11 protein-coding genes are annotated in these 13,931 nt (G+C 68.8%); 7 read left to right on the top strand and 4 right to left on the bottom strand.

What is annotated here, in order from left to right:
* Positions 1–420 (top strand): class Ib ribonucleoside-diphosphate reductase assembly flavoprotein NrdI, encoded by a 420-nt coding sequence (nrdI, locus tag G328_RS0109470; protein WP_019619111.1) that lies wholly within the window; start codon positions 1–3, stop codon positions 418–420.
* Positions 417–2,558 (top strand): class 1b ribonucleoside-diphosphate reductase subunit alpha, encoded by a 2,142-nt coding sequence (gene nrdE / locus G328_RS0109465; protein WP_019619110.1) that lies wholly within the window; start codon positions 417–419, stop codon positions 2,556–2,558. Before nrdI ends, nrdE begins: the two co-directional genes overlap by 4 nt.
* 99 nt (positions 2,559–2,657) lie before the next feature.
* On the opposite strand, the gene G328_RS0109460 is transcribed toward nrdE, so the two are convergent.
* From G328_RS0109460 to G328_RS0109450, 3 genes are read right to left on the bottom strand one after another with little or no spacing between them, the layout of a single operon-like run.
* Positions 2,658–3,608: a beta/alpha barrel domain-containing protein gene (locus G328_RS0109460; RefSeq protein WP_019619109.1), complete on the bottom strand. Its 951-nt coding sequence runs from the start codon at positions 3,606–3,608 to the stop codon at positions 2,658–2,660.
* On the bottom strand, positions 3,605–4,828 hold the full coding sequence (locus G328_RS0109455) for a CaiB/BaiF CoA transferase family protein (protein WP_019619108.1): 1,224 nt from the start codon (positions 4,826–4,828) through the stop codon (positions 3,605–3,607). Before G328_RS0109455 ends, G328_RS0109460 begins: the two co-directional genes overlap by 4 nt.
* A 20-nt stretch (positions 4,829–4,848) precedes the next feature.
* Positions 4,849–6,315: a GntP family permease gene (locus G328_RS0109450; protein WP_019619107.1), complete on the bottom strand. Its 1,467-nt coding sequence runs from the start codon at positions 6,313–6,315 to the stop codon at positions 4,849–4,851.
* Positions 6,316–6,408: 93 nt separating this feature from the next.
* Between G328_RS0109450 and G328_RS0109445 the strand changes: the two genes are divergently transcribed.
* The 3 genes from G328_RS0109445 (at position 6,409) to holA (ending at position 9,579) form a co-directional block, all read left to right on the top strand.
* Positions 6,409–7,164, top strand: coding sequence for an IclR family transcriptional regulator (locus G328_RS0109445; protein WP_110463834.1), 756 nt, complete (start codon positions 6,409–6,411; stop codon positions 7,162–7,164).
* 144 nt (positions 7,165–7,308) lie between these two features.
* Positions 7,309–8,484: an acyl-CoA dehydrogenase family protein gene (locus G328_RS0109440; protein ID WP_019619105.1), complete on the top strand. Its 1,176-nt coding sequence runs from the start codon at positions 7,309–7,311 to the stop codon at positions 8,482–8,484.
* 75 nt (positions 8,485–8,559) lie between these two features.
* Positions 8,560–9,579: a DNA polymerase III subunit delta gene (gene holA, locus G328_RS0109435; RefSeq protein ID WP_019619104.1), complete on the top strand. Its 1,020-nt coding sequence runs from the start codon at positions 8,560–8,562 to the stop codon at positions 9,577–9,579.
* Between the two features lie 161 nt (positions 9,580–9,740).
* Here holA and rpsT read toward each other — a convergent pair whose 3' ends face one another.
* Positions 9,741–10,007: a 30S ribosomal protein S20 gene (rpsT, locus tag G328_RS0109430; RefSeq protein WP_019619103.1), complete on the bottom strand. Its 267-nt coding sequence runs from the start codon at positions 10,005–10,007 to the stop codon at positions 9,741–9,743.
* Positions 10,008–10,394: 387 nt separating this feature from the next.
* Here rpsT and lepA point away from each other — a divergent pair, with 387 nt between their 5' ends.
* A complete protein-coding gene (gene lepA / locus G328_RS0109425) occupies positions 10,395–12,242 on the top strand; it encodes a translation elongation factor 4 (RefSeq protein WP_019619102.1) in 1,848 nt (615 codons plus the stop codon).
* Positions 12,243–12,313: 71 nt separating this feature from the next.
* Entirely contained in the window at positions 12,314–13,924 is a 1,611-nt protein-coding gene (locus G328_RS0109420; RefSeq protein WP_019619101.1) for an Hsp70 family protein, read from the top strand.
* Positions 13,925–13,931: the final 7 nt, after the last annotated feature.

The raw sequence follows: 13,931 nt of genomic DNA, 5'->3' as shown, positions 1-13,931 counted from the left end.
GTGCCCGCCCTCATCTACTTCTCGAGTGCATCGGGAAACACGCACCGGTTTGTGACCAAACTGGGGCGCGAGGCGAGCCGCATCCCGCTCTACACCTACGAACCCACGATCCTCGCCGACGAGCCATACGTGCTCATCGTTCCCACCTACGGCGGGGGTACACCGAAGACCGCAGTCCCGAAGCAGGTCATTAAGTTCCTCAACGTCGTTGAGAACCGTGACCTGCTTCGCGGCGTCATCGGCGCCGGGAACACCAACTTTGGGCGAGCCTACGGACTCGCGGCAGACGTCATTGCCGCGAAGTGCGGGGTGCCCGTGCTCTATCGCTTCGAAGTCTTCGGCACGACCGAAGACGTGCAGAACGTTTCTCAGGGATTGGACCAGTTTTGGCAACAACAACCGACACTCGCGACGACGTGATCACGATCGAGGCGCCGAAGAAGGGCCAGAGTTCGGGCATCGACTATCACGCGCTCAACGCGATGCTCAACCTCTACGACGCTGAGGGGCGCATCCAGTTCGACAAGGACCGCGAGGCGGCGCGGGAGTACTTCCTGCAGCACGTGAACCAGAACACGGTGTTCTTCCACGACCTCGAGGAGCGCCTCACCTACCTCGTCGACAACGAGTACTACGAGCGCGAGGTTATCGAGCAGTACTCGATCGACTTCATCAGCAAGCTGCGCGACCGCGCGTTCAAGGCGAAGTTCCGCTTCCCGACGTTCCTCGGCGCGTTCAAGTTCTACACCTCGTACGCACTCAAGACGTTCGACGGCGGCCGCTACCTCGAGCGCTTCGAAGACCGCGTGCTCATGGTGTCGCTCGGCCTCGCGCAGGGTGACGAGCAGCTCGCCACTGCGCTCCTCGACGAGATGATTTCGGGCCGCTTCCAGCCGGCCACCCCGACCTTCCTCAACGTCGGCAAGAAGCAGCGCGGCGAGTACGTTTCGTGCTTCCTCCTGCGTATCGAAGACAACATGGAGTCGATCGGTCGCTCGATCAACTCGGCCCTGCAGCTCTCGAAGCGCGGCGGCGGCGTGGCCTTCAGCCTCAGCAACGTGCGAGAGGCCGGCGCCCCGATCAAGCAGATCGAAAACCAGTCGAGCGGCATCATCCCGATCATGAAGCTGCTCGAAGACAGCTTCAGCTACGCGAACCAGCTCGGCGCGCGTCAGGGCGCGGGTGCTGTCTACCTCAGCGCGCACCACCCCGACATCATGCGGTTCCTCGACACGAAGCGCGAGAACGCCGACGAGAAGATCCGCATCAAGACGCTGTCGCTCGGCGTCGTCGTGCCCGACATCACGTTCCAGCTCGCGAAGCGCAAGGAGCCGATGTACCTCTTCTCGCCGTACGACGTCGAGCGTGAGTACGGCAAGCCCTTCGGCGACATCTCGATCACCGAGCACTACTACGAGATGGTCGACAACGCGAACATCCGCAAGCAGAAGATCGACGCGCGCCAGTTCTTCCAGACCCTTGCCGAGATCCAGTTCGAGTCGGGCTACCCGTACATCGTGTATGAGGACACCGTGAACCGCGCGAACCCCATCGAGGGCCGCATCAACATGTCGAACCTCTGCAGCGAGATCCTCCAGGTGAACTCGCCGTCGACCTACCACGACGACCTCACCTACGACCACGTCGGTGAGGACATCTCGTGCAACCTCGGCTCGATGAACATCGCGCTCGCGATGGACAGCGACGACCTCGGCAAGGCGATCGGTACCGCGATCCGCGCCCTCACCGCAGTGAGCGACATGTCGAGCATTGACTCGGTGCCGTCGATCCGCGAGGGCAACGACGGGTCGCACGCGATCGGCCTCGGCCAGATGAACCTCCACGGGTACCTCGGCCGCGAGCACGTGCACTACGGCTCCGAAGAGGGCCTCGACTTCACGAACATGTACTTCTACACGGTCGTCTACCACGCGATCCGTGAGTCGATGGAGATCGCCCGCGAGCGCGGCGTTCGCTTCCGCGGCTTCGAGAACTCGAAGTACGCGTCGGGCGAGTTCTTCGACAAGTACACTGACGGCGAGTGGGCCCCGAAGACCGAGCGCGTGCGCGAGCTCTTCGCGAACCACCACATCCCGACGCAGGACGACTGGCGCGAGCTCAAGGCGCTTGTGCAGCAGCACGGCATGTACAACCGCAACCTCCAGGCTGTGCCGCCGACGGGTTCGATCTCGTACATCAACAACTCGACGTCGTCGATCCACCCGATCGCGTCGAAGATCGAGATTCGTAAGGAAGGCAAGATCGGGCGCGTGTATTACCCGGCGCCCTTCATGAACAACGAGAACCTCGACTACTTCCAGGACGCCTACGAGGTCGGCCCCGAGAAGATCATCGACACCTACGCCGAGGCGACGCAGCACGTCGACCAGGGCATGTCGCTCACGCTGTTCTTTAAGGACAGCGCGACCACGCGCGACATCAACCGCGCGCAGATCTACGCGTGGACGAAGGGCATCAAGACGATCTACTACATCCGCCTGCGTCAGCTCGCGCTCGAAGGAACCGAGGTCGAGGGCTGCGTGAGCTGCATGCTGTAGCTCGCCGACCGGCGGCCGAACCTGGCCAACGCAGTGAGGCGGCACCCCAACCGGGGTGCCGCCTCACTGCGTTGGTGCCAGTGGTGCTGGCTGCTCGGCTCAGCGCAGCGTCCAGGGGAACGCGCGAGCCTGTTCGCTCAGCGCGCCGCCGAGCACGCGGGCGCGGTCGGCCTCGTCGAGCGTCGAGGTGAGCTCCTGGCCGAGGCGCACGAGCTCGGCGAACGACTCGGGCGTCGCCCAGCCGGGCCGCAGCCCGAACGCGAGGTCTTCCGTCGCGGTGTTGCCGGAGGCGCCGGGGGCGAACGGGCAGCCGCCGAGCCCGCCGAGCGCGCCGTCGAGCGTCGTCGCGCCCGCCGATACCGCGGCGAGAGCGTTCGCGACGCCGAGGCCCCACGTGTCGTGGCCGTGGAACACCACCGGAAGCCCCCGGCGTTCGGCGGCGAGGCCCACGCGTTCGCGCACGTCGGCGGGGTGCGCCTGGCCGAGCGTGTCGGCGATCACGACGTGGCTCGCGCCGTCAGTGCGCGGGTCGTCGACAATCGCGGCGACGCGCTCGATCGGCACGACGCCCTCAAAGGGGCACGTGAACGAGGTCGCGATGCACAGCTGTACCTGGCCGTCGTCGCCGGCCGCCGCCATGGCGTCGGGCATCGCCGCGAGGGAGGCCTCGGTGTCGCGGCCGATGTTCGCGCGGTTGTGCGAATCGGATGCGCTGAAGCAGTACTGAAAGCGGGTCGCGCCGGCCGCGCGGGCCCGCTCGACGTGCCGGGGCGTCGCGACCCAGATCCAGCAGCGCTCGAGTTCCTCGGTGGTCAGCGCGGCGACGACGTCGAGAGTGTCGGCGACGGCGGGCACGAGGTCGGGGCGTGCCATCGAGCCGATCTCGAGCTCCTCGACGCCGAGCGCGAGCAGCTCGCGGACGAGCCGCACCTTGCGTTCGGTGGGAAGCGGCTTGCCGGTGAGCTGCAGGCCGTCGCGCAGCGTGACGTCGCGGATCCTCGCGGGCGCAGGTTCGGCGGTCGGGGTCGGGGTCTCGGCGGCGATGGTCATCGGAGCTCCTCGAGCAGGTCGGCGATTTGGGGCGCATCCCAGCCGAGCCAGTCGCGCAGCACCTCGCCGGTGTCCGCGCCGAGGTCGGGGCCGGGATGCGTGATGGGAAGCGACCGCTCGCTGAGTACGGGCACGATGCCGGGCAGCCCGACGCCCTCGCGCACGGCATCACCGTCGTCGATGTCGAAGCGCTGAATCATGTCGCGGGCGGCGAACTGTTCGTCGGCCGCGATGTCTTCTGCGGTCGAGATGGGGCCGGCGGGGACGCCCGCGGCCTCGAGCTCGGCGAGGGCGTCGGCCGCGGCGCGTGCGCCGGTCCAGGCACCGATCGCCTCGTCGAGCTCGTCGCGGCGGGCCCAGCGGCCCTCGTTCGACGCGAGCCGCGGGTCGTCGGCGAGGTCGGGCCGCCCGATGACGCCCATGTACCGGCGGAAGATGCCGTCGCCGTTCCCCGCGACGACGATCGACCGGCCGTCGCCGCACAGGTAGGCGTTTGACGGGGCGATGCCCTCGACGCGGCCGCCCGTGCGCTGCCGACGCACGCCGTACGCCGTGAAGTCGGGCACGAGCGATTCCGTGAGCGAGAGCACGGCCTCGTTGAGGGCAACGTCGACGAGTCGCCCGCCACCGTAGGCGGCCGCGGGGTCGGCGGTGCGCTGGCGCTCGAGGAGCCGCATGACGACCCCGAACGCGGCGTAGATGCCGGCAACCGAGTCGCCGATCGAGAACCCCGTGCGCGACGGGGGACGGTCGGGCTCGCCAATGAGCTCGCGCATGCCGCCGTACGCCTCGGCAACGGCCGCGAACCCCGGCCGGGGCGCCAGCGGACCGGTCTGCCCGAATGCCGAGACGCGAGCGATCACGAGCCCGGGATTCTCCTTCGCGAGCGTATCCGGGTCGAGGCCCCACTTCTCGAGCGTGCCGGGGCGGAAGTTCTCGATGAGTGCGTCGGCTTCGCGGGCGAGACCGAGCACGGCCGCGCGGCCCGACTCCGAGCGAAGGTCGAGCTCGATCGAGCGCTTGCCGCGGTTGAGCGTGCGGTAGAGCATTGAGGTCGAGCCGGCCTCGAGCCGCCACCGGCGCAGCTCGTCACCCGTGCGCGGGCGCTCGACCTTGACAACGTCGGCGCCGAAGTCGGCGAGCAGGCGGCCCGTGGTCGGCGCCGCAATATAGTTGCCGAGCTCGAGCACCTTGAGGCCGGCGAGGGGGAGGACGGACACGATGTTGAAGCTCCTTCGCTCTAGATGAACACCGACAGCGCGAGCACGCAGCCGAGGGCGACGACCGACGACACCGAGACGCCGAACGTGACGCTCTTCAGCGCGCCGCGCACCGACTGGCCGAGGAACGACTGGAGCAGCCAGAACGTGTTCGAGGTGACGTGAATGAGGAACAGGGCACCGGCGCCCGCGGCGAGGCCGATGAGCACGGGGTTGATGCCGAGCGTCGCGGCGACCGGCGCGAGGATGCCCGCGGCGGTCATCGCCGAGAGGGTCACCGAGCCGACGGCGACGTGGAGGATCGCGGCAATCACCCACACGAGCAGGATCGGGGCGAACGAGCTCGCGCCGAACGCGTCGGTGAGCAGTTCGCCGAGCGGGGTCGCCGCGATGATCGCCGCGAGCGCACCGCCGACGCCCGTGAGCGCGAAGATCTGGCCCGCATCCTTGAAGCCGTGCACGAGCGTGCGCTCGAGCTCGTTCTTCGGCAGGGCCCAGCGGCAGATGAGCGCCGTGCCGATGACGCCGAGCAGCAGCGCGATTGCGGGCGCGCCGAGGAACTGCATGACGGCGATTTCGATGCCGAGTACGTCGAGCACGGCGCCGGCCGCGATGAGCAGCAGCGAGACGACGAGGGGGAGGAACTGCACGAACAGCGAGAGCTCGCGCGAGCGGTCGGCGGATGCGGGCTCGAGCTCGTCGACGTCGACGCCCGTAGTGGTATCGGCCGGGTTGTCGTGCTGGCCCTGGCGTGCGGCGACCGGCACGGCGCGGGTCGCACCGGCAACCGAGCGCGCCGTCTCGCGCGCCTCTTCGACGACGACCGACTCGTCGTCGATCATCGCGAGCTCATCCTTCTCGGGGTTCCAGAAGCCGGCGCGCATGAGGATCGTGAGGATCAGCGTCGTGATGAGTACGGTCGGGACGACCGCGACGAAGCCCCAGAGCATCATCTGGCCGATCGGGATGCCGAGGGCACCTGCGATCATGACGGCGCCGATACCGGGCACCATGAGCGCGATTCCGGTCTCGAGGCTCACGGCGAAGACGGCGCTCATGATGCCGACGCCCGCCTTGCCGAGGTGCGGCGCGATGCGTCGCGCGAGGGGTGCCGCAATGACGATCATGACGTCGACGAAGATCGTCTGCAGATACGTCGCGAACGAGGCGGCGATCGCGTACGGCACACCCTTCGGCCCGAATATCCGCAGCAGCGACTCGACGAGGCGTTCGACCGCGCCGAGCCGGTTCAGCATCGAGCCGATGAGCACGCCCCACGCGATGAGGAGGCCCGCCTCGGCCATTGTTTCGCCGAAGCCCGCCGCCATCGTGTCAACCGTGGTTGTCGCGCCGAGGCCGCTGCCGAGGCCGATCGAGGCGGCACCGATCGCGAGCGCGATGACGGGATTCACGTGGAAACGCACGATGAGCAGCACAACGCCGACAATCGCGACGCCGACGACGGCGAAGATCGTCCACTCGGGCATAGCAGGCCTCTCCGTTGAGGGGAACAGAATGTTTCACATCGTAAGGGCAATTCCGCCATGTGGAAATCTCGGGTGCCGCGTAGGGTTGGCCGCATGCAAGAAGCGCCACTGCTGGTGCTCGGGAAGATCACCGCGATTCTCGACGCCTTTTCGCTGCGGAACGACTCGCTCACGGGGGCCGAGATTCGCCGCGCCACGGGCATCCCCGCCTCGACGGCGCACCGCCTGCTCGCGAATCTCGTCGCCGAGGGCTTCCTCGACCGCACCGATGACCGTTACTCGATCGGCGCGCGCATGGCGTACTGGGCCGCACCGGCCGTGCGCCGACTCGACATCGTCGACCTCCTCTCGCCCGCCCTCACCGAGCTTCGCGACGAGACCGAAGAGACGGCGGTGTTCTTTCGCGTCGAGCAGCGCCAGCGCGTGTGCATCGGCCTCGTCGAGACGCGGCACGAGCTGCGCCGCGAAATGCGCCTCGGCCGCGTCATGCCGCTCCACGTCGGCTCGACCGGCCGCGTGCTGCTCGCCTGGACACCGGGGCTGCTCGACGACGTGCTCGCCGAGCCGCTGGAGCCGCTCACGCCCGACACGATCGTCGACGCCGAGTCGCTCCGCCGGGTCGTCGACGCGACGCGGGCGCAGGGCTTCGCGATCACGACGGGGGAGCGCGAGAGCGCGGCGAGCGGCATCGCGGCTCCCGTGTTCGACCGCCGCGCCGAGCTCGTCGGCGCGATCAGCGTGCAGGGGCCGACGCTCCGACTCACTGAGGCGCGGCTCACCGAGCTCATCGACCCCGTCGTCGGCGCGGCCGACCGGCTCACGCAGGCGCTCGCCGGGCGCGCGCCCTGAGGTCTCGGTCGTAGGCTGCCGTTGCCGGTTTGTACAAACGACTATGGCTCGGATGCTCGCGGTCGGCAGACTGAGTCGTTGCGACGGCCAGTGGCCGTGAAACCGATGCCCGCGGCGAAGATGCCGCCCAACGAGAGGTGACAGATGACCAACCCACTCGCCGAGTCGAGCGACTACTACGCCCTGTTCCGCGACGTGTCGGGCACCGACGCCGCCGCCTGGCAGCGCGCACGCGACCTCGGCACCGAGGCGCTCGGGCAGATCAACGGCCTGTGGGAGTCGGCCGACTACTCGCTCGAGCTCGTGCGGCGCATGGGCGAGCTCGACCTCTACACCGACGGGCTCGACATTCCGGGGCACGCGAAGCTCTCGCCGCTCGGCGCCGGGCTCGTGAACATGGAACTCTGCCGCGCCGACGGCTCCATTGGCACGATCGCGGCCGTGCAGGGCGGGCTCGCGCTGCGCACGATCGCGCTGTTCGGCAGCGACGAGCAGAAGGAGGCGTGGCTCGAGCCCCTCGCGAGCGGGCAGGTGCTCGGGTCGTTCGCGCTCACCGAGCCCGACCACGGCTCCGACTCCGTGAGCCTCGCGACGGCCGCGCGCCGCGACGGTGACGAGTGGGTCATCACGGGCGAGAAGCGCTGGATCGGCAACGGCGCCTCGGGCGGCATCACGATCGTGTGGGCCCGCGCCGACGACACGGGCGAGGTGTCGGCGTTCCTCGTGCCGCAGGAAACGCCCGGCTACGACGCCGAGGTGATCGAGGGCAAAGCAGCCATGCGCGCGATTCACCAGGCGCACATCCGCCTCACCGACGTGCGCGTGCCCGTCGCCAACCGCCTCCCCGGCGCGAAGTCGTTCAAGGACACGACCCGCGTGCTCTCCGCGACCCGCTGGGGCGTCGCGTGGGGCGCGCTCGGGCACGCCCTCGCCTGCTACGAGGCCGCCCTCGAGCACGCGACCACGCGCATCCAGTTCGGCCGCCCCCTCGCGAAGTCGCAGGTGGTGCAGCAGCGCCTCGCAAACATGTCGATGCAGCTCACGACGATGCAGCTCCACTGCGTGCGCGCGGCCGAGCTCGAAGCGGCCGGGCAGCTCGACGCGACGCAGGCCTCCATGACGAAGGTGACCTGCACGCGCCTCGCCCGCGCGATCGCCTCCGACGCCCGCGACCTACTTGGCGGCAACGGCATTCTGCTCGAGCGCGACGTCGTGCGGCACCTGCTCGACATCGAGGCCATTCACACGTACGAGGGCACCGACACGATGCAGTCGCTCATCATCGGCCGCAAGATCACGGGCATGAGCGCGTTCGTGTAGGGGCCCGGTGGTGTGGACGCGCGTGGAGCGCGTCGGTGCCGGCCGATACCATGATGAGTCGGCAGGAGGTGCTCGATGGCACAGCGCAAGACCGCATCGCGCGGCGCACGATCGCAGAAGGCGTCGCTCGTAGGGTGGCGCGAGGTTCGGCCCGCGCCGATCGTGCTCGTGAGTGGTGCCGAAGACTTCTTCGCGTCGGAGGCAATCGGGCTGCTGCGCACCCACCTGCGCACGGAAGACCCCTCGATTGAGGTGCACGAGTTCAACGCGAAGGAGTACACGCCGGGCGAACTCAGCACCGTGGTGACGCCGTCGCTGTTCAACGAGCCCCGCCTCGTCATCGCGCAGCAGGTGCACGAGTCGGTCGACGCGTTTCTCGAGGAGGCGCTCGCGTTCGTTGCGGCGCCGATCGACGACACGACGCTCGTGCTGCGGCATCGCAACGGCAACCGCGGCAAGAAGCTGCTCGACGCCGTGCGCGCGAACGAGGCGGCGATCGAGGTGCCGTGTGCGCCGCTCAAGGCGAACGAACTGCACGACTTCTTGCGCGACGAGTTCCGCGCGCGCCGGCGCAAGGTGTCGCCCGAGGCGGCGCAGGCGCTCGTCGCGGCGTTCAACACGAGCATCGAAGAGCTCGCGGCCGCGGCGCGACAGCTCATGAGCATTGCGCCCGACGACGAGATCACGGGCGAGATCGTGAACCGGTACTACGGCGGCCGGGTCGAGACGACGGGCTTCAAGATCGCCGACGCGACGATCGCCGGGCGGCTTGCCGACGCGCTCATGCTCGTGCGCGCGGGCTTCGACACCGGCCTGAACTCGGTGCCGATCGTGCTCGCGATCGCGATGAAGCTCCGCACGATGGCGAAGGTGTCGGGCCTGTCGGGGTCGGATGCGCAGCTCGCGGGCCAGGTCGGCGCGGCGCCCTGGCAGGTTGGCCAGGCTCGGCGGGAGCTGCGCGGCTGGAGCGATGAGGAGCTCGGCCGGGCGATCCGCCTCACGGCCGAAACGGACTTCCTCGTGAAGGGCGGCTCCCGCGACCCCGAGTTCGCGACGGAGCGCCTCGTGCGCCGCATCGCCACCCGCGACCTCTAACCCCGTTCCGTCGCAGTTCAGTGGTCGATTGTTGCTGTTCTGCGGCCGCAGAACAGCAACATTCGACCACTGAACTGCGGGGTGGCAGCCCTGTTGCGGGGAGGGAAAAGCGATGTGCCCCGCACCGTGAGGCGCGGGGCACTTCGTGAAGACTGTCGAGGCTAGGCCGCGATGCCGTTCACAAGCTTCGCGAGGGCCGACTTGCGGTTCGCGGCCTGGTTCTTGTGAATGACGCCCTTCGAGACGGCCTTGTCGAGCTTCTTCGACGCGAACGCGAGCGCGGTCGCGGCCTGCTCCTGGTTGCCCGCCGACGCGGCCTCGCGCACGCGACGGATCGCGGTGCGGAGCTCCGACTTGTAGGCGCGGTTGCGCTCGGTCGCCTTGCGGTTGGTGCCAATGCGCTTGATCTGCGACTTGATGTTTGCCACGTAACTACTTTCGTGAAAAGAAAACGGATGGGTTTTGCCTCGAGCGGGTAGAGGGGCCGCCGTCAGCATCGCGTCGAGTGGGGTACGCGTAAGCCAACGCAAAACTTTACCAGGAATCGACCGCCCTCGCGCCCCGAATTCCGCACAGACCCGCATCCGCCGCCCGCGCATCTGCCGCCAGCGCATCCACCCGCATCCGTCCGCGTCGCCGCCAGCGCATCCGCCGTGCCCCGCCACTCCTGTCGGCACCCTTCATCCGCCAACTGACGGCAATTTGCAGGAAATCCCGCGGAATCGTTGCGAATTGCCGTCAGTTCGCGAAGAGCCGGGCACGGGATGAGCGGGGTGGGGAAGCGGGCGCGCAATCATGGGAGAATGGCCGGTACCATGCCGAACACGCCTCAGATCCTGCAGCCGCTCGCGACTCCCGCCGAGCGCATCCGCAACTTCTGCATCATCGCGCACATCGACCACGGGAAGTCGACGCTCGCCGACCGGATGCTGCAGCTCACGGGCTCCGTCGAGGACCGCGTTATGCGCGCCCAGTACCTCGACAAGATGGATCTCGAGCGCGAGCGTGGCATCACGATCAAGTCGCAGGCGGTGCGGATGCCGTGGCACACGGCCGACGGCGGCGACTTCATCCTCAACATGATCGACACGCCGGGCCACGTCGACTTCTCGTACGAGGTCTCCCGCTCGCTCGCGGCGTGCGAGGGCGCGATTCTGCTCGTGGATGCGGCGCAGGGCATCGAGGCGCAGACGCTCGCGAACCTCTACCTCGCGATCGAGAACGACCTCGAGATCATTCCCGTGCTGAACAAGATCGACCTGCCGGCGGCCGATCCCGAGCGGGTCTCGCTCGAGATCGCGAACCTCATCGGCGGCGACCCGGGCGACGTGCTGCGAGTCTCGGGCAAGACTGGCGCGGGCGTGCAGGAGCTCCTCGACCGCATTGTCGAGCGCATCCCGGCCCCCGCCGGCGATCGCGAGGCGGCGCCCCGCGGCCTCATCTTCGACTCGGTGTACGACACGTACCGCGGCGTCATCACCTACGTGCGCATGGTCGACGGCTCGATTTCGGCCGGCGAGAAGATTCAGATGATCTCGACCGGCGCGACGCACGACCTGCTCGAGCTCGGCGTCTCGGCGCCCGAGGCGAAGCCCGCGAAGGGCCTCGCGGTGGGCGAGGTCGGCTACCTCATCACAGGGGTGAAGGATGTTCGCCTCTCGAAGGTCGGCGACACGGTCACGGCCTCGAAGCGGGCGGCCACCGAGGGGCTGCCGGGCTACATCGACCCGAAGCCGATGGTGTTCTCGGGGCTCTACCCGATCGAGGCGGGCGACTACACGGCTCTGCGCGAGGCACTCGACAAGCTCAAGCTCGAGGATGCGGCGCTCACATACGAGCCCGAGACCTCGGTCGCGCTCGGGTTCGGCTTCCGCGTCGGGTTCCTCGGCCTGCTCCACCTCGAGATCATCACGGAGCGCCTGCAGCGCGAGTTCGACCTCGACCTCATCACGACCGCGCCGTCGGTGACCTACGACGTCGTCACGGAAGACGGCGAGACGCATCACGTGACAAACCCGTCGGAGTTCCCCGAGGGGAAGATCTCCGAGGTGCGGGAGCCGATGGTGAAGGCGTCGATTCTCGTGCCGAAGGACTACATCGGCAAGGTGATGGAGCTGTGCGAGTCGCGCCGCGGCCGCCTCGAGTCGATGGACTACCTCTCGGAGGAGCGCGTCGACCTGCGCTACCAGCTGCCCCTCGGCGAGATCGTCTTCGACTTCTTCGACCAGCTGAAGTCGCGCACGCAGGGCTACGCGTCGCTCGACTACGAGCCGATCGGCGACCAGTCCGACGACCTCGTCAAGGTCGACATTCTGTTGCAGGGTGAGAAGGTGGACGCGTTCAGTGCGATCGTGCACCGCGATTCGGCGTACAGCTACGGCACGATGATGGCCGAGCGTCTGCGCAAGCTCATCCCTCGCCAGCAGTTCGAGGTGCCGATTCAGGCGGCGATCGGCGCGCGCATCATTGCCCGCGAGACGATTCGCGCGATTCGCAAGGACGTGCTCGCGAAGTGCTACGGCGGCGACATCTCGCGCAAGCGGAAGCTGCTCGAGAAGCAGAAGGAAGGCAAGAAGCGCATGAAGATGGTCGGCCGCGTCGAAGTGCCGCAGAAGGCCTTCATCGCGGCGCTGTCGGGCGACGTCGAGGAGTCGAAGAAGTAGGTCGGCAGCGGCTTGCGGCTGAGGCGTGGGTGTTTGCCCGCCGGTAACTCGCGCTTGCTAGGTTCGCGCGCATGCGGCTCGGCATCGACTTCGGCACGACGCGCACCCTCGTGGCAATGGCCGATCGGGGGAACTACCCGGTGCTCGGGGTCGTGGATGCGCAGGGCGACCCCCACGAGCACGTCCCGTCGGTCGTGGGGCTCGCGGGCGACGGCTCGGGTCGGCTCGTCGGTGGCTGGGATGCGCTGGCTCAGTGGGATGCACCGGCTGGGCGGGATGCACTGCCCGGCTCCGATGGCGTGAACGCCTCCGCCGCGCTGGCGAGGTCGTTCAAGCGCCTGCTTGCGCGCCCCGACGCGTCGGCGGCCACGCCGGTGGCGATCGACGCCGAGCATCGTCCGCTCGGTGAGGTGCTCGCGGCATTCGCCGCCCACGTCATCGCGGGCGTGCGGCGGCATCCGCTTGTGCGGGAGCGCATCGCGGCCGGCGACGCCGTGCTCGAGGCGGTCGTCGGCGTGCCGGCGAACGCGGGGAGCGCGCAGCGCCTCCTCACACTCGACGCGTTCACTCGCGCGGGCGTGCGGGTGCTCGCGCTCGTGAACGAGCCGAGCGCGGCCGCGTTCGAGTACAGCCATCGGCACGCGCGCACGCTGAACTCGCGCCGCAGTGACGTCGTCGTGTACGACCTCGGCGGCGGCACGTTCGACGCGTCGCTCGTGCGCATCGACGGTGCCGAGCACGCCGTGCTCGCGACCTCGGGCGACCCGCACCTCGGTGGGGACGACTTCGACGAGCGCCTCGTCGAGCTCGCCCTCAGCGGGGCGGATGGGCTGGGGAATGTGGGCGGGCACGGCGCGGTCATCCCGGCCGAGCTCGAGCGGCTGCGCGAGACGGCCCGCGCGGCGAAGGAACGCCTCACACCGCAGACCCGACGCGTGCTGCTCGAGCGCGGCGACGACGACCTCATCGTGTTGGTCGATGACTACTACCGCGCGGTCGCGCCGCTCGTCGAACGCACCCTCGAGGCGATGGGGCCATGTCTCGCACGGAGCATCCCGGCGGGCAGGCGTAGCGCCAAACCAACCGATTTCACCGACTCCGAGATCGCGGGCATCTACCTCGTCGGCGGCGCGAGCGCGCTTCCGCTCGTGCCGCGGCTCCTGCGCGAGCGATTTGGCCGTCGCGTGCACCGCTCGCCGTATCCCGCCGCCGCCACCGCGATTGGCCTCGCGATCGCCGCCGACCCGGGCTCCGACTACTGGCTGCTCGACCGCTCGTCGCGCGGCGTCGGGGTGTTTCGCGAGCGCGCGGCGGGCGCCGAGGTCGACTTCGACGTGCTCCTCGACGCGGGCGAGGGAGCGGCGGGAGCGACGGCCGTGCGCGAATACCGGGCGGCGCACAACGTCGGCTGGTTCCGGTTCGTCGAGTTCACGCGCGAGGGCGCGGGCGGCATCGGCAACCTCACGGTGCTCGCCGAGGTCGTCGTGCCGTTCGAGCGCGGCCTGGTCGGCGTATCCGATCTCGAGCGCGTCGCGGTCGAGCGCCGCGACCCGGGCCCACTCGTGCGCGAGACCGTGCGGCTCGACGCGAACGGTATCGCGAACATCCGCCTCGAGGTGCCCGATCTCGGCGTCACAATCGACCGCGCGGTCGGCGCCCGCGACCTACCGCGCCAACGCTAGGCCACCA

This window comes from [Zimmermannella] faecalis ATCC 13722 (assembly GCF_000381765.1).
GTDB classification, from domain to species: Bacteria; Actinomycetota; Actinomycetes; order Actinomycetales; family Microbacteriaceae; genus Gulosibacter; species Gulosibacter faecalis.
This window is presented reverse-complemented; position numbering and strand designations above follow the sequence as displayed.